The sequence below is a fragment of the Marinomonas fungiae genome, from assembly GCF_001418205.1.
GTDB lineage: Bacteria > Pseudomonadota > Gammaproteobacteria > Pseudomonadales > Marinomonadaceae > Marinomonas > Marinomonas fungiae.
In genome coordinates this window covers 57425-76861 of record NZ_LIQF01000014.1, presented here as the reverse complement: position 1 = coordinate 76861, position 19437 = coordinate 57425, and the positions used below count along the sequence as shown (strand labels likewise).

Here is a 19437-nt window from a genome sequence, read left to right as displayed (position 1 = left end):
TTGGGTGACCTCAGAGACTGTTTAGTTATTAGATAATTGAGTTAAATCATTGCGATTGATCTAAAGCAAACTGTGTGCCAGTTTTTGAAGTCTTTTAACTCATTGTAATTAAAGAAAAAATATTAATGTTTGAAAGTGTTGTAAACAAGGTTTACGATTTTTCAAGATACTTAGGTGTAAACGAGGTTTACGTTTGTCATTATTCAACGCGTTTGAACTGTCTGTTTGGGTGACCAGTGTTTGTGGCGTGTTAGTCGCAGCATGGTTGGTGTGGCGTGCTCACAGGAAAGCCGATTTAAGAGCGTTAGCGGGTTTTGCCGTTATGATGGCGTTATGGTGTTTTGGGCATTTAGCACTGTTTCACAACTTGCAAACGCTTGGCATGGTATTGCTACTGGCAAACCCTCTTATGCCGACTTTCTTCTTACATTTTGCGCTGCTATTCGTAAATGAAGGCAGTGCGAAAGGGCCTTGGCTTTCGGCGATAGCCAATCATATTGGCTGGGTGTATCTCACCAGTATTATGATTGTGCTGTACAGTATTTGGGTTGGCGCAGGCGATACCGTGGCCCTGATGGATGGGCGACCGTTCTTTGTTTTTAACGAACTTGGGGCAATCAATCTAGGTTATACCGTGTTGCTTGGCGTGCTAGGACACGTCGTTTTGATTGTGGGTTGGCGTCAACATTCTGGTAATAAAAAACGTTCGATACTCGCCATGTTTGGTGTCGCTGCTTGGGGGTTATTACTGGCAACCAGTTTTGTCTTTCCATCTTTTGGTATCAACGTATTTCCCTATCCTATGCTGTTACTGCCAAGTTATCTGCTGCTCTTGGTATACGGTGTTGTGCGTTATCAAATTCTCGCAGTAAACCGCTTTGCTAACCGAGCCTTGCTTGCGTTAGCGATGATGTTGGTGGTGCTGTGCGTGATTGCTGTCTTAGGCGCATTTTCGGGTCGAATTGGACTGCAAGCCTTAAATGGCGTGCCGATTTGGCAGCTATGGCTTTATTCTCTAATCGTACTTCTCATTGCTGCCATGGTGTATCCATGGGTTCGAAGGTTTAGCGAACGCTTGGTTTTTCCTGGTGCGGTTTTAAACGAGCAAATATTGGAAAGCTGGAATCGAGAGCTAAACAAAGCTGACTCTTGGGAAGGCCTAATAGCGCAAGGTGAGCAATTGTTAACACAGCATTTAAGACAACCTATACGAATTGCTTTCTCAGGTAATAAAACTTCTGAGGCATTACATTTAACCTTGCAAAAAGAACCGTCGGGCTGGTTTGTTCAGCCACACCATACGGAAGATTTAAGCCCAGGAATGCGACTGACCTTAGACGTTTTTAGTTCATTGTTCGCAACGCGGTGCGAGGCGCTGGAGCGGTCTTTGGCATTGGCTGAAGCAGAGCGAAAACGACTAGATGAGCAGCACTTAGTGGAACTCGGTAGCCTTTCTGCGGCGATGGCCCATGAACTCCGTAACCCTCTCAATATCATTTCAATGGCTTCGTATAATTCGCCTGCGGATACGCGCCGTCATATACAAGAGCAGCTTGCAAGAGCCGATAGGCTGGTGAGCGATATGCTGGTGTATTCAGGGAAACTCACATTACAGCTTCAAACAGTGTCTTTAAAACCATTATTAGGAAGCGTTCTAAGCGTGCTCAATACTGAGCAAGTGTTGATGACAGTACAAGTTGCTGAAGGTCTTCAATTGCAAGCCGATCCTCATCGTTTGCAGCAGGTATTTATTAATTTGATTGATAACGCTTTGGCTTATGTTCGCAATCAAAGTGACGGCTCTATTTGCATTGAAGCGCACTATGAAGGGCAGGATTTAGTCTGCCGTATCCATAATAATGGTCCAGCGTTAGACCCAAGTATTGAGCAAGAGGATTTGTTCCGCCCCTTTGTCAGCAAACGATCAGGGGGCAGTGGTTTAGGGCTAGCTATCGTTCGTCGAATTGTGGATGCCCATCAAGGCAAGATAGAACACCGTGAAGATTTAGGCTGGCCAGTAAGTTTTGAATGTCGATTTCCTTGCCAACAAAATAGCCAATTGTAGGAGAAAAGCAGTATGTCTGAGACGGGTTACATCTTATTGGTCGATGATGAACCAGCCTTTCGCGAGTTGGCTGGCGGTTGGTTAAGCCAGCAGGGTTTTAAAGTCAAAACCGTTGGCTCATTATCAGAGGCATTAGAAGCGAAAAAAATCCATGGACAGCCAGATTTGGTGTTGCTGGATTTATCATTACCTCCGTACTTTGACCCACAAAAAACGTTACTTAGCATGCCTGAGTTTGGCGCATCTCCAGTGATCATTATTACTGGGCACGCGGATCGAGAGTTGGCGCTACAGGCCATTTCACAAGGGGCATGGGATTTTATTGCTAAGCCCGTAGACCCTGAGATGTTAGCCGTTGTGGTGCGAAGGGCGCTGGCCAAAACTCGTTTGGAAAAAGAAGTACAAAGGCTGCAAGGCCATACTGTGTCAACCGGTGCAGAGCTATATATTGGAATATCGCCCAGTGCACAACGTATACGGGCGCTCATAGAACGCATTGCGCCAACAGATGTACGGGTTCTGGTTACCGGGCCTTCGGGCACCGGTAAAGAAGTGATCTCACGGGCATTACATGATTTGAGTACGCGGGCTAAAAAACCATTTATCTCGGTCCACTGTGGTGCTATTCCAGCGGAACTTCTTGAAAGTGAGTTATTTGGCCATGTCAAAGGAGCGTTCACAGGTGCTGATAAGGATAAGCAAGGTCTTTTGGCACTGGCGGATGGCGGTACCTTATTTCTGGATGAAATAGGTGAAATGCCAGTACCTATGCAAATTAAGTTGCTCAGAGTACTTCAAGAAGGGACCTTTTACCCTGTTGGCGGGCGTACACTGCAACAAATAGACGTGCGTATTGTCTCGGCAACCAATGCGGACTTAATGCAACAAGTGCAGCTGGGGGAGTTTCGAGAGGATCTTTACTATAGAATTAAGGGCGTGAGCATTGAAACCCAAGCATTAAGCGAGCGTCTTAAAGATATTCCTAGCCTGCTGCAAAGCTTTCTTTCCCGCCTTGAAGTCAAACAGGGGAAGCGTTTTCAATTATCTTTCGATGCCATGCAATGGTTTAGACAACAAACATGGCCTGGTAATGTCAGGGAGCTGAAAAATACCCTAGAAAGTGTCGCTGCGATCAATATGGGTGGGGAGATAACCTTGGCCGATATTCAGCTTTTACATCATAGCAGTGCTCTCAATGCAGAGCCTATTAGTAACGTGCCGCAACCCACTAAGGCATCTTCTCATATTGTTAGCTTAGAACGCACGTTAGATGAGCAAGTTCAGGCGTTAGAGATCTCATTGATCCAAGCAGCGCTAACCAAAACTGAGCAAAACAAAACCCAAGCAGCAAAGCTACTTGGGCTATCACGTCAGGGGCTAATTAAGAAAATCGAGCGTTATCAGTTGGAGTTTTAAGAATGATTATAAACAGCAAGGGAATATTCGATTAAGTCGGTAATATGAGACAATCTTGCCGACTTAAACTACCTATGAATCCTACCAACTCTTAATCAGCCCCATTTTTATACAATGCTGAATTCCCAGAAAACGCCGTGAAATCGACAAGGAGCCCTTTTGAGGGTGTATGAATGAACTGATTCCATGACAATAGCTGAAACACTTCGGCTGGATGATATTGGTGAATATCGGAAGTTATAAAAAATTCTGACTTGTTTGTATGTTCCAAAAAAAGCCTCCAACATGTGGAGGCTTAATTTTTAAACTTTATTTCTCTTAATCATTTTTAGGTAAATATATTTTTATAATTAATCATTCTATTTAAATATTTTTATTTCTTCTTATCCATTTAATAAGTGGAACTAAAAATGAAATGATAGCGATAGAAAGTAATATCAGAGATAGTGGTTTCTGGAAAAATACCCAATAGTCGCCTCCAGAGATAACCACCGCACGTCGGAAGTTTGTCTCAAGCATTTCGCCTAATACTAGAGCTAGGACAATTGGCGCGAGAGGGATATCAGCCTTACGAAACACATAGCCCAAAATACCAAAAGCGATTGTGATATAGACTGGGAACATTGAGTTTTCTGAAGAATATGCGCCCATTAGACAGATGCAGGCAACTATTGAAGCAAGGATTGAGCGAGGTACATCCGCAACTTTAGCCCAATATTTTGCTCCCAAAAGACCGATCAACACCATGACAGGTACGCTGATCCATAACGATGCGAAGATGGTGAATGGTACTTCAGGGTTCATAGTAAATAGTAATGGACCAGGCTGAATACCGTGAATCATCAAAGCGCCGATAATTATAGCCGTTGTTGGGGAACCTGGAATGCCTAACGCCAGCAAAGGAGCCAAAGCACCAGAAACCGCAGCATTATTTGCTGATTCTGACGCTGAAATACCTTCCAAACTGCCATGACCGAATTTCTCGGGGGTTTTAGATACTCGTTTTGCTATTCCATAGGATAGGAATGAAGCAATGGAGGCCCCTGCACCTGGAATGATACCAATTACATATCCCATAAGAGAGCTGCGCAATAGCGTCAGTTTCAGATTGTAGTAGACCTTTGCAGGAACAACAAAAATGCCACTCATTTTACTGCTTTCATGCTGAGGTGTGTTGGATTGCTCAATCATACACAGTACTTCAGATAGAGCGAATAGCCCTAGTAAAGCTGGCACTAGTGGTAAACCTTCAAAAAACTCAGGGTCAAAAGCAAACCGTGGCACGCCTGATTGAGCATCAAGCCCAATCGTTGCTAAGCCAAGGCCCACCATCATAGCAATACCACCTTTAATTAAAGATCCTGTTGAAAAGATCGAAACTAGGCTTAAACCCATAACGGCTAGCGAGAAGTAGGCTTCCGGACCGAAATTCAGAGCAAATTCTGATAAAGGTACAGCCGTAAAGAAAAGTAGGATAGTACTGATAAAGATACCGATACCCGAAGAGATGATCGACACATTCAAAGCAAGCCCAGCTTTACCCTGTTGAGTAAGAGGATACCCATCCCAAGAAGTTGCCACCGCTGCCGCTGTTCCAGGAGAGTTAATTAAGATCGCTGAAATCGCACCACCGTATTCTGCAGCTGCGTACAAAGAAACAAGGGTTACTACAGCGACTAGTGGGTCAACGCTATAAGTAAATGGAATTAAAAGAGACACCCCTAATGTAGGGCCTAATCCTGGTATCGCTCCAATCAAGTACCCTAAAAATGCACCAACTAATAAACCAATGAAAACGAGAGGATCTGAAAACGCGCCAAACCCTATTAGTAAGTTGTCAATCATGTGATGTTCCTATGGAAAATAGACGCCAAGAGCGAGTACGAACAGAACGTATATTGCGCCACCTATACATGGTGGAACGACTAATAGACGTAGTCCTCTTTCTTGACAGCAAAACATTATTCCTGTCGCCATGATCCAAGGGGCAAAAAATGCTCCTAAGGAAGCTAGCTGACTACCAATTAGAATAATGATCACTGCTCCGAAGAGTACGAATAAAGCTCGATCAAATGTCACCTTACGTGCATCATGTAATCCATATCGCTTACTTAAGCTCATGATCAAAAGCAAAGATGTCAGAGCAATAGCAATGCAGGCAATACCTAGAGGAAAATTGCCTGGACCTACTTTCCCTCCGGAAGTGACAGATAGCAATGGCAATGCTTCCAACAGATAGAGTATTGAAAGAGAGAGTAGTAACACACTAACCACCGCCTCTAATCCTCTAAAGGAAAGCTTGAGTGGTGTTTCTAGCAGCGCAGCGCTGATTGTTTTTTTCATTGTAGTCCTCTTCGTCTTTTTGTCCCTTGGCACGTGATTTCAAGTATCTCGCGAGCACATACAGGGTTAAGACTGCTGAATTATTATTGTTCTAAGACTAAGCAAGTAAGGAATTCTTCTCATTTAGCCATAACCACGAGAAAACTATGACCTAATAAAGTTAGTGGCAAAACTGACTATTTATTAGGTTCTGATACATTTTTTGTTATAGCTGCCATCTTTAATGCTTTTATGAAATCTATGACGGTATTTGACCTAACATTTAGTTAGGCTTGTGTTAATGGATTCTCAATTGTGGCGTCTTGTCTTTTTGAATAAGAATTATGAGGTCAATTGGTCAAATAGTGATTTGATCCTCCTCAAAAATAATGAATTCAAAAACGAGGCTGCTATGAGTCAGGTTCCATTAGTTAAGTTTGAAACCCAAAACAATATCGCAATTCTAACATTAAACCGTCCAGAGAAACGCAATGCTATGAGCGATGCAATGCGTGCAGAACTTGTCCAGCATTTAATCGCTATTCGTTCGGATAAAGATATTAAAGCGTTAGTCGTGACAGGCGAAGGCAAAGGATTTTGTGCCGGAGGCGACATTGCAGGCATGAAAATTCGAATGGAAGCCGATCCAGCAACGGTAGGTTTTAATGGTTGGGATCGTCAGCAGGGCGTTCATTATGCAGCCAGCCTGCTGTTGAATATGCCAATTCCTACGATTGCAGCGGTTAATGGTGCCGCTGCGGGACTTGGTGCTGACTTTGCCTTGTCTTGTGATTTTGTCGTTGCGGCACCTTATGCAAGTTTTACTTGGGCTTACATCGCTCGCGGTCTAGTGCCAGATGCTGGTGGCTTATATTTCCTACCACGCCGAGTTGGCTTAAGCAGAGCCAAAGATTTAATTTTTAGTGGTCGTAAAGTCGCTCAAAAAGAAGCCTTAGAGCTGGGTATTGCGGATCGTATTTGTGAATCTGAAGATCTGCTTAATGTTGCCATTGCGATGGCTGAAGAAATGAGTGCTGGCTCGCGTACAGCGACAGCGCTAACCAAATCTATCCTCAATAAAAGTTACGAGATGTCAGAGCACCAAGTGTTTGCCGAGGGCAGTAAAGCACAAGGCATTTGCTATACATCCCATGAACATCGTCAATCAGTTCAAGCTTTTCTTGAGCGCAGTGCAGGAGACAAATAATGCATATGGATGCTTTGTTAAACCCGAAAAGTGTTGCTGTTATTGGTGCCTCTGCAGACCCTAGCAAAACCTCTGGACGCCCTGTCTCTTACCTACTCAAGCATGGCTTTGCCGGAGACATTTACCCAGTAAATCCAAAAGCGACCGAAATACAGGGGTTAAAATGTTACCAGTCTATTAATGACATTCCTGCGGCTCCTGATGTGGCGCTTGTGTTGCTAGGCGCTAAACGCAGCATTGATGCCGTACGAGAACTGAGCCAACTAGGTTGTAAAGCAGCCATCGTATTGGCAAGTGGTTTCGCTGAGGCAGGTCAAGACGGTCTAGATATGCAGCAACAACTGCTGGATGCCGCAGGGGGGATGCGTATTCTTGGGCCAAATACCATCGGCTTGATTAACCTCACTAATAAAATCCCATTATCTGCCAGCGGCGCATTGGAAGTGTCCGACTTACCTGTAGGCAATATTGCTGTTGTCTCGCAAAGCGGTGGTGTATTAGGTGCATTGCTGTCTCGTGCTGCAGGTAAGGGTATTGGCCTGTCGTCTCTAGTGTCCACCAGTAACGAAGTGGATTTAGAAGTTGCTGACTTTGTTGAGCATCTTGTGGATGACAAAGACACCAAAGTCATCGCCCTTTACCTTGAGAGTATTCGTAACCCTGAGCGTTTTAGAGAAGCTGCTCTTAAAGCAAGCCGTGCAGGCAAGCCTATTGTAGCCTTTAAAATTGGCCGCTCTGAAGCGGGGGCTCGTGCAGCCAGCTCTCATACCGGCGCTCTAGCGGGCGAAGACCGAGTTTATGATGCGTTCTTTAAACAGCTAGGGGTGATTCGAGCCAATACCTTTGATGAGCTAATTGATATCCCAGCGGCTTTATGTAACGACCGTAAGATGCTAGGCCGTCGAGTGGCCATTTTAACCTCAACAGGTGGTGCAGGAACGCTGGTATCCGATGCCTTGGGAATGGTGGACTTTGAAACACCAGTTCCGGATGAAGAAACGGCCATGTTGTTACGCGACATACAAGGTGACACGCCAACGGTACTCGATCGTAACCCGATTGATGTTACTTTAGCGGGTTTACAGCCAGATCTCTTGCGTAAAGCCATTACCATCTTATTAGACAGTAAGAGCTACGATGCGCTGGTTGTGATCATCGGTTCTTCTGGTTTAGCTATGCCCGATCTAGTGGTGGGGGCCATCCAAGATTGTTTACCAAAAAGCAATAAGCCAGTGATGACCTATGTGAGTCCTAATGCGCCTGATACGTTGAAGCGTTTGAACTCGGCTCATATCCCAAGTTTCACTTCACCGGAAAGTTGCAGTGCTGCGTTAGAAGCTTTGTACCGCACTCGACCTGAAGCGCTTGAGTTGCTTAGCGCACAAGGTTCAAAAGAGGTTGCCCTCAGAGCGCCTTTTGAAACATCTGTATTCGATGAATCTCAAGCTAAATCTTTGTTTGCTGCGGCTGGCATCCCTGTACCAGCTCATAAGATTGTTCACAACGAAGCAGAAGCAGAAGCCGCACTTAATGAGCTTAATGCACCAGTGGTGCTGAAAGTCCTCGATTCTAAGCTGATGCACAAGAGCGATATTGGTGGTGTTTCTCTATTTAATGATCGTCAAAGCATTGGTCAAGCCTTAACTGCGATGCGTGGTTCCGTAGCAAAACACACGAAAACAGAGCCGAGCGTGTTTCTTGTCGAAGAAATGGTGGCCGGTGGTTACGAAATTATTCTCGGTGCCAACCGTGATGAACTGGGCGTTTCCATACTGTTAGGTGCGGGGGGCGTGGCCGCTGAGCTTTATAAAGACACGACCATCCGTTTGCTTGAGAAAGGCAAAGGGCTAACCCTCAAACAGGCTGAGGAAATGATGCGTGATCTGGTGGCTTGGCCATTATTGGATGGTTACCGTGGTGCTGACTTGCGCGATACCAAGGCCTTAGCTGAGGTCATTGTGAATTTCTCTGAGTTTATTGCGAGCTTAGGAGATGAGCTGGTTACCGCTGAAATAAACCCCTTATTTGTGTTGAAAGCGGGTGCAGGCGTGGTTGCTGCGGATGCGGTACTCGTTCTCAATGAGAGAAGCTAAGGAGGGGAGTGATGTCATTAGCTAATCAATACCCAGTCGCTTTGCAAATTGTCGACACCTTCGCTGTGATTTCGATTGATAATCCACCCGTTAATGCCAGTACAGATGCGGTTAGAAAAGGGATTCTTTCCTGCTTAGAAAACATCGACCAAGAGAAAGTTGAGGCGGTGATTTTAAGAGGAGAAGGGCGTTCCTTGATGGCAGGAGCCGACTTGAAAGAGCTGGAGTTTGAGCCGACCGAGCCGACACTGCCTCAAGTGACTCACGCCATTGAGCAGTTTCCGTTACCTGTTGTTGCCATTATCAAAGGCTTTACTTTAGGCGGTGGTTTAGAGTTAGCCTTGGCGTCTGATTATCGACTGGCGGTAGAAAACGCCAAACTTGGCCTACCGGAAGTATCGGTCGGTATTGTACCGGGAGCAGGGGGAACACAGCGTCTTCCTCGTGCCGTTGGTATGCTAAAAGCAACAGAAATGATTGTGTCAGGCAAGCCTATTTCGGCTCAAGAAGCGCAAGATATTGGTTTGCTCTCGGCCATTATTGCTGAAGATACAATGGCTGATATTAAACAGGCTCTTAGCGCAATAGGCGCACCTTTGACCAAGCAAAAACTCAGTGAACGTAATATTCCCGGATACGATCATGATGCTTATCAGGCTCATACCAAAGGGTTACTCAAGCGCGCTAAAGGTTTGCCATCGGCTCAGGTGGCTGCGGATTTGATGTCTCAAACATCCAGCTTAAGCTTTGCCGCTGGCGTTGCGTTGGAAAGAGAGCATTTTTTACAGCTGCGCAGAAGCTTGCCCGCTAAGGCATTACGTTATCTGTTCTTTGTTGAAAATGCGTTGGGTAAACAAGTGTCAACCCAACAGCCGATTGCCAAGGTGGGCGTGATCGGTGCAGGTACCATGGGTAGTGGTATCTGCATCAATGCCCTGATATCTGGCTATGAAGTGTTCATGGTTGAAATCAATGACGCCGCCCTTGAACGTGGCAAGAGTCATGTCGTATCAGAGCTTGAAGGCGCAGTTAAACGAGGCAAACTAACGGCGGCACAGAAAGAGCAATGTCTCAATCGGCTGCATGCTTCGGGTGAACTTAGTTCCTTGAAAGAAGTGGACTTGGTGATTGAGGCTATTATTGAAAACCTTGATGCGAAAAAGTCCCTATTTACCGATCTTGGTAACCTTGTTGGCCCGGATGTGTTGCTGGCGACCAATACCTCTTACCTAGATGTAGAGGAAATTTTCGCCAATGTTCCTAATCCTAGCCGCGTATTAGGTCTGCATTTCTTTAGTCCAGCGCACATTATGACCTTATTAGAGATTGTAGAACTGGATAGCACCAGCGAAGACGCTCTTAATAAAGTAAAAGTGTTTGCCAAAAAACTGGGTAAGAAAGCCGTCACCACTAAGAACGCTTGGGGCTTTGTCGGCAACCGAATTTATGCGGCTTACCGTCGTCAATGTGAGTTTTTGGTTGAAGAGGGTGCAAGTCCTGAGCAAGTTGATCAGGCAATCGAAGCGTATGGCTTTGCTATGGGGCCTTTTAAAGTGGCGGACATGTCAGGGCTGGATATTGCTTGGCGTATGCGTCAACAGATGCAAAGCACACGACACTTATCCCGTTATGTAGAAATCCCTGACCGTATTTGTGAAGCAGGTCGTTTGGGACGTAAGACGCAGGCAGGTTATTACGATTACGGTGAGAAAGGTATGCCGTCTTCGTCCTCTTTTATTGCTGAGCTGGTGAATGATTACCGCGCAGAGAAAAACATTAGCCCCGTTAATTTTAGTCAAACTGACATTCAGCAGAGAATTATTGCCAGTCTCATTAATGAGTCGCTGCTCCTGCTAGAGGAAAAGGTCTGTGCGACCCCAGAAGAAATTGATATTGCGTTAACCAGTGGCTATGGCTTTCCTCGCTGGAAGGGCGGGCCGATTTTCATTGCCCGCAATATGCCTATTGAGGAATTAGAGTCTCTCATGGCGCATCTCGCTAAGGTCAGTGGAAAAGGTCATAAAGCCGGCAATATTGCCATGATTAACAACTAATATACTAGCAGGTAAAAAAATGGCTGAAGCCTATATTTGCGATGCAATTCGAACACCATTCGGTCGTTTTATGGGGGGCTTGTCTTCTATCCGTACCGATGACCTAGGAGCCTTGCCGATCAAAGAATTGATGAAACGTAACCCATCGGTTGAGTGGGCCAAAGTGGATGATATTATCTACGGTTGTGCCAATCAGGCCGGTGAAGATAACCGTAACGTGGCGCGTATGTCTGGTTTGTTGGCAGGTTTACCGCATAGTGTGCCGGGCTCTACCATCAACCGCCTTTGCGGCTCTGGTCTTGATGCAGTTGGTTCCGCTGCCCGTGCGCTACGCCTAGGTGAGGCCAGCCTTATGATTGCTGGTGGCGTAGAAAGTATGAGTCGCTCCCCTTACGTAATGAAGAAGGCCATGTCTGCTTTTGATCGTAGCCAAAACTTGGAAGATACCACTATAGGTTGGCGTTTGGTAAACCCAAAAATGGAAGCCATGTATGGGGTGGATGCGTTACCGCAAACAGCAGAAAACGTTGCCGTGGAAGAAAAAATTAGCCGTGAAGACCAAGACGCTCTAGCGTTCCGTAGCCAACAACGTTGGCATGCGGCTAATCAAGCGGGCTTTTTCGATAAGGAAATTTTTCCTGTAACCATTACGCATCCAAAGAAAGATGATGTGGTTATCTGTCAAGACGAGCACCCACGTCCTAGCACCTCTATGGAAGCATTGGCAGGCCTTCGTAGTGTTACCGTGAGCGATGGAACCGTCACTGCGGGCAATGCTTCGGGTATTAATGATGGCGCTTGTGCTTTGTTAATGGCAAACGATCAAGCGGTTAAAGACTACCAACTGACACCACGCGCCAAAGTGCTTGGCATGGCGGTGGCTGGCGTCCCACCTCGTGTTATGGGGATGGGGCCTGTACCAGCTATTAATAAAGTCCTAGCGCAGACGGGATTTACATTAGAGCAAATGGATGTGATCGAGTTGAATGAAGCCTTTGCCGCGCAGGCATTAGGCGTATGCAGACAGCTTGGCCTGAAAGATGATGATCCGAGAGTCAATCCCAATGGTGGAGCCATTGCAATTGGTCACCCTCTGGGGGCTTCTGGTGCTCGCTTAGTAACAACCGCGATTAATCAGCTTGAAAGCACCAATAAACGCTATGCATTAATCAGCATGTGTGTTGGTGTTGGTCAAGGAATCGCATTGGTGATTGAAAGAGTTTCATTCTAGTCGTGTCACCCTCGCGTTTAGAGTCTTGCCAGCCTTAGGGCTGGCTTTTTTGCCTCTCAAAAGCGATATAGATAGTTGCAATCAATAGGCCTGTTTACTAGAGCAGCGAGTCTAGAGTTCTCACTTTAAATGAGTATGTGACGATGAAAACTAGCAATATTATTAGGGTTTTTGCGTGCTACGGTTTAGCAACGCTAACAGGGTATACAGCGTCGAGATTTAATCTGCCACTGCCTTGGATGATCGGACCATTGATCTGCATGGCTATCATTAATATGTTCATTACTGCCGTGGAGATTCCGGTCAAAACCCGGCCCATCGGCCAGATTATAATCGCCGCGCAAGTTGGTCTGTATTTCTCATCAGATGCCTTACGATCTATATTCGATCATGTTGGTATTATTATAGCCATGGCCATTTCGACCGTTTTGCTTAGCTTCGTCCTATCCCTGTTTTTAAAAAGAATTTCTAATTGTGACCCCGTTACGGCTTTTTTGTCTTGTTTGCCAGGTGGGCCTGTCGAGATGGCGAACCTTGCCCAAAAGTATGGTGGCAATACAGGCGTGGTCGTTTTCGCACAAACACTAAGAATCACGGCTATTGTGACTTGTATCCCTTTAGCTTTGTACTACATCAATGGCGCTGGTTCTAGGACTTCTGCGTTAGTCGGGTTTGAGTATGAATATCTAGGTATGTTCTGCTTAACCGTTGGTGCCGTGCTTACCAGTACCCTATTTTATTTCCTTCGGATCAATAGCCCATTTTTTTTAGGAGCGCTCGCATTTGCTTCAATGGCTTCTGCTACAGATGTGCTGCCTCTATCTCCTTACCCCAGTGAAGTCTTAGCATTTGGGCAGATACTACTGGGAACATGGCTAGGTTCCACATTTAAGAGAGCGCTGTTCCAACGGGCAGGGCGGCAGATTGGTAGTGTCATTTCGACCACAGGATTGTTGATTATTAGCAGTGCCATGTTGGCGATAATTATTGCGGAATTGAGTGACATCAGTTGGCGTACTTTAGTGCTTGGATCTGCCCCTGGCAGCGTCACAGAGATGGCCTTAACAGCTAAGTTTTTGCATGATGATGTAGCCTTAATAACAGCTTTTCATTTGATGCGTATTTTTCTGATTTTGCCGAATGTTCCTTGGATGGTAAAGCTCATAAAGAAACAAGACAACTAACCCTTATCGTCAAGATGACCAAATTTAACCGTCGCATCGATTGCTTTTAGCCTTTATTGATCCGTTAACCTCATCTTGTTAAAAGCTAGTCAGTTGTTTCCCCATGGCTTGGTAAACATGAATGTTTGCTTGGTTAGTTTTGATATCATCTAATGTGAGCTGGCTTGATACTGCGAGCCACCGTTTTTCAGGCTGTTTATCTAAGGCAATGGCGTTTAGCGCAATTGGTTTTAGCCCAAGCTCTAGCAAAGCTTGCGATGACGCTTCGCAACAAAGTAAATAGTCGCCTTTTTTCACTTCTGGTGCTTGATCGGGCATATCGTAAATGTTGCGGTGCCAGTCTGTGATGTGTTCTTGCCATTTAGCAAAGTTGCCACCGCCAGCTTGCAGGTAGTGTCGGCTGCTTAATACCTCCACAGCGCGGATACTGTGTATCGCGAGATAGCGTGGGCAGCCATCAGTTAATGCAATGAAGCGTTGAGATGTGATGAAGCCGTTAACAGAAATCAGAGCCGGTAGTTTGTCGTTACTATAAAACGCATTCCATTCTGCTTCTTGTGCAGGATTATTGAATGAGCATTCCACGGTATAGATCATTGTTGCGTCCTCTCATACAGAGTTTCGTGATGGGGGATTAACTCAATGTAAAAAAGGCGAACTGGCTAAAATGCATTCGCCTTCTTAGAAAGCAAGATACCTATAGAAAATGTAATCTCATTACATTTAATAGGGCGCTAGTTAGTGGCTCCTTGCTTTCGCATATTGGCAATCTCTTGTTCCGAATACCCTAACTCCATAAGTAGCTCTGCACTTTGTGCGCCAACGGGTTGTGGTGCTTTATTTACTTCTGCTGGACTGCTGGATAACTTAAATGCAGAGACTGGCACTTTTAAGCCATTCACTTGGCTGTCTGGATCATTAAGTGCTTGTATTGCTTGTCGAGCAGCCACTTGTGGGTCGGTCATGACTTCTTCCATACGACGAATACGTGCCGCTGGTACTCGTTTCTTGTTGAGAAACTCTTCCCAATAATCGGCAGTTTGAGTCTTAATGATGTCGGCTAACACTGCCGCTTCTTCTGCATGATTATCAAGGCGCTGGTTGTTGTTCGTTTTGATCATGTCTTCACGCCCTAGAGCCGTCCATAAAGCCTTTTGTTGTGTCAAGTTAGACGCGGCAATCATCATTGGCACGTCAGAGGCTTCATAGCAACCAATCGTCGCGAAGGGGTAGGCATTACCTTTTGCTTCTGGGTGCTTGCCATTCCACATATAACTGGTTATGTGAGAACTGTATAGAATCATGGCCACTTCGAGCATGGAAACGTCGATAAATTGGCCTTTGCCGCCTTCACGTTCACGCTGGAATAGTGCCGTAGAAATGGCAAATGCAGCGGTTGTTCCAGTGGCGTAATCTACCACAGGCGCGCCACTTTTAAGCGGCTTGCCATCGCCATAACCGGTCATTGCCATCATGCCTGAAAAGCCCTGAATGATATTGTCATAAGCGGTTAATTCACGGCGTGGACCAGTGGAACCAAAGGCGGAAATAGAGCAGTAAATGAGTTTGGGGTTTAGCTTAGACATTTCCTCATAGCCTAACCCAAGATCATCAAAGGCTCCTGGGCGGTAATTTTCAACAAACACATCGGCGGTTGCTATCAGGCGTTTCATAGCTTCTTTACCGGCTTCGGTTTTGAGGTCTAGAGCCAGTGTTTTTTTGTTGGACGCCTGCGACATAAAGGCCGTGCCCATGCCAATATCGTTCAGGGATCTGTCCGAGCCTTGCAAGCGTGCTTGGTCTGGATCATCCGGTGATTCTACCTTAATCACTTCAGCGCCAAGAACGGCAAGCTGGTAGCTGGCAAATGGACCCGCCAGAACGTGGGTAGTGTCAATTATGCGAATTTTATCAAATGCTTTTGGCATGGGAAGGTGACCTTTTATCGAGCAGGCAAACTAGCCTGAAATTGTTATTTAAAGCATGTTGGTTAAAGACATCCATGTCCGTCATGTTGTTGACGTATGTCGAGCTGAAATATCTATGTCCAAGTGGAGGTCTTTATTCTAAGACGCCCGCTTGTTCCAATTGAGTCTTCGCGACTTTAGAAATATTTTTGACAAAGGCGGTATAGGCTTCAGGCCCCATTAACGAGTCTTCTACGCCAGCGGCCCGGGCGTATGTTTGGTAGCTGTCAGATTGCATGGCTTTGTGGAAGGCATCTGCGATTTTTTGCTGTGTTTCCATTGGCATGTTAGCAGGTCCAAAAATGCCGCGTACCTGTAGCCAACTGTTATCTACGTCATAGCCTTGTTGCGTCAGGGTGGCGACATCCGGTAGACCGGTTAAACGTTTCTCACCCAGTACTCCTAGCCCCTTGATGCGGTCAGCATCAAAAAAGGACTTTAATGCACCGAGATTGGAAATGCCCACATCCACATGTCCGCCTAATAATGCTGCGATAATGTCTGGCGTGGCATTAAATCCAACCCATTTGAATTTTACGTCAGCCGCATTTTCCAACATGGACATACCAATATTTTGCATGGAGCCAATTGGTCCAAAGCCTCCAATATTAATATTGCCGTTATTTTCTCGAGCTTTAGCCACCAGATCGTTAATGTCATGAATATCCGAGTTTTCTCTCACAAAGAAAATAATGGCGTCTTCTTGGGTGGAGGCAATCCATGAAAAGTCATCGATAGAAAAGGTGCCTTTTAGGTTAGTAAGCATGCTGGTGAAATGAGTTAATGTATTTACACCGAGTGTAAGACCATCGGGTTCTGCTGGTCGGATGCGGCCCATCTGGCTGGCACCGCCTCCGCCCGGCGAATTAATGACGATTATTTCTTGTCCAATCTCTGGTTCTAGACTTTTTGCTAGTGTACGAATAAACACATCCGCAGAGCCACCGGCTTTCGTATGCATAATCATTTTTACAGGGCCTGTGGGCCAGTTACTTTCTGCGTAAGCTAAGCTGGTTGCAACCGTTGCGGAGAGCGAAATAGTCGCAATGCCGAGTAATTTTCCCGTATTCTTAAATATCTTTTGAACCATCATGTGATGATCTCCCTTCTTGTTTATTTTTGTTGGAAGAGCAGGGGATTTCCCATTGGAAGAGTCTCAGATGATGGAGTTATGAGCTACTGACCATAAGTCATGGCTTGGGTGACCAAAGGTTAGGAGGGCGTATTTTTTACTTAATGACCTTGTTTAAATCTGTATTGTGATGAGGTGACTTTTTTGTGTCTAATCAGGTAGTCAAGTTTACTATGCTATTTCATCTTGATATTTAAGATATCCTGAAAGCTTGTCTTTGCATTCTTCTGGTACAGAGCAGCTTTTATTATGTTCATCGATACATACCACTGTGGTTTTTCCTAAAGCGCAGAGGGTATTGTTCTGAAATATTTCTTGATAGAACGAGATCGATTTAGAGCCAATTCGATGCACGGATGTCGTGATCACAACGTTATCGCCGTGGAATATCTCTTTGACAAAGTCGATAGAAATATTAGCAACTACCCAAGGTTGAGTAATTTCTAATGCGCTTCTACAAAAAGATGATCGTGATTCGGCCATCCACACAGGAAGTACCGTGTTACTGATATGTCCTAACTTATCGGTTTCGGAAAATCTTGGCTGGATAATAGTAGTATGCAACATAGTTACCTTGGCTTAGATACTGAGAAGCTTTTATTTTAGTCAATTGGTTTTGATTTACTATGCTGATTTGACTGACAATAATGACCTTGACTAACAAAAAGTTATGGCTAATGATACCCACCTACACTTACCGATAGTAGGTCAATTATGAAACAGCCTTTGCCACCACTTAACCCCCTCAAAGCCTTTGAATCGGCTGCACGTCTTTTGAGTTTGACCGCAGCAGCAGAAGATTTAAATGTTTCGCAAGTTGCTGTAAGCAGACAGGTCAAAGTTTTAGAGGATTATTTGGGAGTAGCACTTTTTAAACGCTTGCACCGTGGTATTGAATTAACGGATGAAGGTAAAGAGCTGTTTGATGGGATAGAGAGCGCCTTTCAAGACATTGCCGATGCGGCACGAAAGGTTTCCCGTAGGGGGCGTAGAGACATTTTATCTATACAGTCCTACACAACTTTTTCGCAGCGTTGGTTAATACCTAGGTTAGCTGACTTTCACAAGCGTTTTGAAGCGACTGAAGTGCGGATATCTTCGTCGCTTAAGCCAGTAGACTTTGAAACACAGAATATTGATGCTGCGATACGCTCAGGATTTGGTGATTGGCCAGAATTGCATGCCGAGAAGCTTGTTGATATCGAGCTTATTCCCGTATGCAGCCCTGAATTTCTAGAGAACCACCAAATCTCAAAACCAGAGGATCTTCAAGGTGTGACTTTATTACATTCATTGGCGCGTAATCATGATTGGGAAGGATGGTTTAATTCCAAAAAAATTGCCTTTAATAATCACAAAGGTATTCGTTTTGATTATTCTTCTTCCGCTTATGAGGCGGCTTCTATGGGTATGGGAGTGGCATTGGCAGTGAAAGTGTTTGTTGAAGGAATGATTGAGAAAGGCCAGTTGGTGTCGCCTTTCCCTGAATCTTACAAGCCAGGAGAAAGCTATTATCTTGTTTGGTCTAACAAAGCATCACCCAGTGATGCACTGCTGAAGTTTCTCAAGTGGATAAGAGAGACAATGGAAAGGTAGTGATTCTAACGATCAAAAGAGAGAAAAGTGATTAAAAGTTAGGGCAGGCCTTACATATATTTAGTTTTATGGATGATGCAACGGTGAGACGATCATAGTGTTCGTAAAACCACTTATAAAAAGAAAGAAGGTAATAGCATGTCTATAAAATCAATCTTAGGTAAAGTCGCCGTAGCTACAGTCGTAGCAACCGTTAGTTTAGGTGCTATAGCAGAGGAAAAGTGGCCTAATGGCCCTGTCACCATTTATATGCATACTAAGGCTGGCGGGTCGTCCGATATCTTTATTCGTACCTTAGCAAAATCGCTTGAGCCTCAGATTGGCGAGAATATTATTGTAGTCAACTCTCCTGGTGGCGGTGGTGCTTCGCAGATGGCGCGTGTACGTTCAGCGAAGCCTGATGGTCAAACATTAGGCATTAACACGCTTTCTCATTTCACCGGTATGGTGGATAACTTAAAAGGAACATTCGCCTTAGATGATTTTTCTTGGATTGCAACGACCCAAGAAGACCAGAATTTAATGTATGTTCGTGCCGATTCAGATTTAAATGATCTTAAGGATCTAGAACAAGCCGCTAAAAAACGCACGATTAATGTAGGAGGCTTTGGTCCTGTTGGGTCGACTCAATACATTAGTATGAGTATGTATGCTGAAGCGGCGGGTGTGGAGCTTAACTGGGTCGCGTTTAACTCTACGCCAGATATTGTTGCAGCTTTACTTGGTGGGCATATTGACGTTGGTATGTCGAGTCTGGGCGGTGCGAAATCTTTCTTTGATGCTGGCCGAATTAAGGGCTTAGGGGTTCATGGCATGCAGCCTCTAGATGGTTATGAGAGTATCAAAACCTTCTCAGATCAAGGTTATAACGTTGATAACAGCTGGGTGCAGTTACGAGGAGTATTTGGACCTAAAGGCATCCCTGAAGAAACACAGGAGCAAATTGCTGATGCATTCCATAAAGCGATGTTGGATGAGGATTATCAAACCTATGCGAGAAACTCAGGGGTTATTGACTCTTGGCTAGGTCCAGTTGAGTATTACAAAGCCGCTAATCGAATTTCAGAGTTGGCGGAATACAATCTAAAGAAAGCAGGCGTTATTGAATAATTAAATAAAAAGAAAAGGGCAGCTACGCCCTTTTTTCTTTTTACTAGAGTCAAAAGATTA

Annotated in this window: 15 protein-coding genes; 9 read left to right on the top strand and 6 right to left on the bottom strand. The window is 45.1% G+C overall.

Going from position 1 to position 19437, the window contains the following annotated elements; all coding sequences use genetic code 11:
• Window positions 1–193 precede the first annotated feature (193 nt).
• Together ASC49_RS16600 and ASC49_RS16595 are read left to right on the top strand one after the other, a co-directional pair.
• A complete protein-coding gene (locus ASC49_RS16600; protein ID WP_055464365.1) occupies window positions 194–2065 on the top strand; it encodes a sensor histidine kinase in 1872 nt (623 codons plus the stop codon).
• Window positions 2066–2077: 12 nt separating this feature from the next.
• Window positions 2078–3481 carry a sigma-54-dependent transcriptional regulator gene (locus ASC49_RS16595; RefSeq protein ID WP_055464364.1) on the top strand — a complete coding sequence of 468 codons (1404 nt, stop codon included), beginning with the start codon at window positions 2078–2080 and terminating at the stop codon, window positions 3479–3481.
• Between the two features lie 363 nt (window positions 3482–3844).
• On the opposite strand, the gene ASC49_RS16590 is transcribed toward ASC49_RS16595, so the two are convergent.
• Both ASC49_RS16590 and ASC49_RS16585 read right to left on the bottom strand, forming a co-directional pair.
• Window positions 3845–5326: a tripartite tricarboxylate transporter permease gene (locus ASC49_RS16590; RefSeq protein ID WP_055464363.1), complete on the bottom strand. Its 1482-nt coding sequence runs from the start codon at window positions 5324–5326 to the stop codon at window positions 3845–3847.
• Between the two features lie 9 nt (window positions 5327–5335).
• Complete coding sequence (locus ASC49_RS16585) at window positions 5336–5824, bottom strand: tripartite tricarboxylate transporter TctB family protein (RefSeq protein WP_055464362.1); 489 nt, start codon at window positions 5822–5824, stop codon at window positions 5336–5338.
• Window positions 5825–6215: 391 nt separating this feature from the next.
• On the opposite strand from ASC49_RS16585, the gene ASC49_RS16580 reads away from it, so the two are divergent.
• The 5 genes from ASC49_RS16580 (at window position 6216) to ASC49_RS16560 (ending at window position 13572) form a co-directional block, all read left to right on the top strand.
• Window positions 6216–7010, top strand: a complete 795-nt coding sequence (locus ASC49_RS16580; protein ID WP_055464377.1) for an enoyl-CoA hydratase/isomerase family protein — start codon at window positions 6216–6218, stop codon at window positions 7008–7010.
• Window positions 7010–9103 (top strand): acetate--CoA ligase family protein, encoded by a 2094-nt coding sequence (locus ASC49_RS16575; protein WP_245624747.1) that lies wholly within the window; start codon window positions 7010–7012, stop codon window positions 9101–9103. The genes ASC49_RS16580 and ASC49_RS16575 overlap by 1 nt, the downstream gene beginning before the upstream one ends.
• An 11-nt stretch (window positions 9104–9114) precedes the next feature.
• The gene (locus tag ASC49_RS16570; protein WP_055464361.1) at window positions 9115–11157 is read left to right on the top strand and encodes a 3-hydroxyacyl-CoA dehydrogenase NAD-binding domain-containing protein; all 2043 of its coding nucleotides are present in this window, start codon (window positions 9115–9117) and stop codon (window positions 11155–11157) included.
• A 19-nt stretch (window positions 11158–11176) separates the two neighbouring features.
• Window positions 11177–12388 carry a 3-oxoadipyl-CoA thiolase gene (pcaF, locus tag ASC49_RS16565; RefSeq protein WP_055464360.1) on the top strand — a complete coding sequence of 404 codons (1212 nt, stop codon included), beginning with the start codon at window positions 11177–11179 and terminating at the stop codon, window positions 12386–12388.
• Between the two features lie 143 nt (window positions 12389–12531).
• A complete protein-coding gene (locus ASC49_RS16560; RefSeq protein ID WP_055464359.1) occupies window positions 12532–13572 on the top strand; it encodes an AbrB family transcriptional regulator in 1041 nt (346 codons plus the stop codon).
• Between the two features lie 78 nt (window positions 13573–13650).
• On the opposite strand, the gene ASC49_RS16555 is transcribed toward ASC49_RS16560, so the two are convergent.
• The 4 genes from ASC49_RS16555 to ASC49_RS16540 form a co-directional block, all read right to left on the bottom strand.
• Window positions 13651–14169 carry a hypothetical protein gene (locus ASC49_RS16555; RefSeq protein ID WP_055464358.1) on the bottom strand — a complete coding sequence of 173 codons (519 nt, stop codon included), beginning with the start codon at window positions 14167–14169 and terminating at the stop codon, window positions 13651–13653.
• A 137-nt stretch (window positions 14170–14306) separates the two neighbouring features.
• On the bottom strand, window positions 14307–15500 hold the full coding sequence (locus ASC49_RS16550; protein WP_055464357.1) for a CaiB/BaiF CoA transferase family protein: 1194 nt from the start codon (window positions 15498–15500) through the stop codon (window positions 14307–14309).
• Between the two features lie 133 nt (window positions 15501–15633).
• Window positions 15634–16632 (bottom strand): tripartite tricarboxylate transporter substrate binding protein, encoded by a 999-nt coding sequence (locus ASC49_RS16545; protein ID WP_211262075.1) that lies wholly within the window; start codon window positions 16630–16632, stop codon window positions 15634–15636.
• Window positions 16633–16842: 210 nt separating this feature from the next.
• Entirely contained in the window at window positions 16843–17238 is a 396-nt protein-coding gene (locus tag ASC49_RS16540; protein ID WP_055464356.1) for an acyl-CoA thioesterase, read from the bottom strand.
• Between the two features lie 147 nt (window positions 17239–17385).
• Between ASC49_RS16540 and gcvA the strand changes: the two genes are divergently transcribed.
• Window positions 17386–18267, top strand: a complete 882-nt coding sequence (gcvA, locus tag ASC49_RS16535) for a transcriptional regulator GcvA (protein ID WP_055464355.1) — start codon at window positions 17386–17388, stop codon at window positions 18265–18267.
• Between the two features lie 138 nt (window positions 18268–18405).
• Window positions 18406–19377, top strand: coding sequence for a tripartite tricarboxylate transporter substrate binding protein (locus tag ASC49_RS16530; protein ID WP_055464354.1), 972 nt, complete (start codon window positions 18406–18408; stop codon window positions 19375–19377).
• The last annotated feature ends 60 nt before the right edge of the window (window positions 19378–19437 follow it).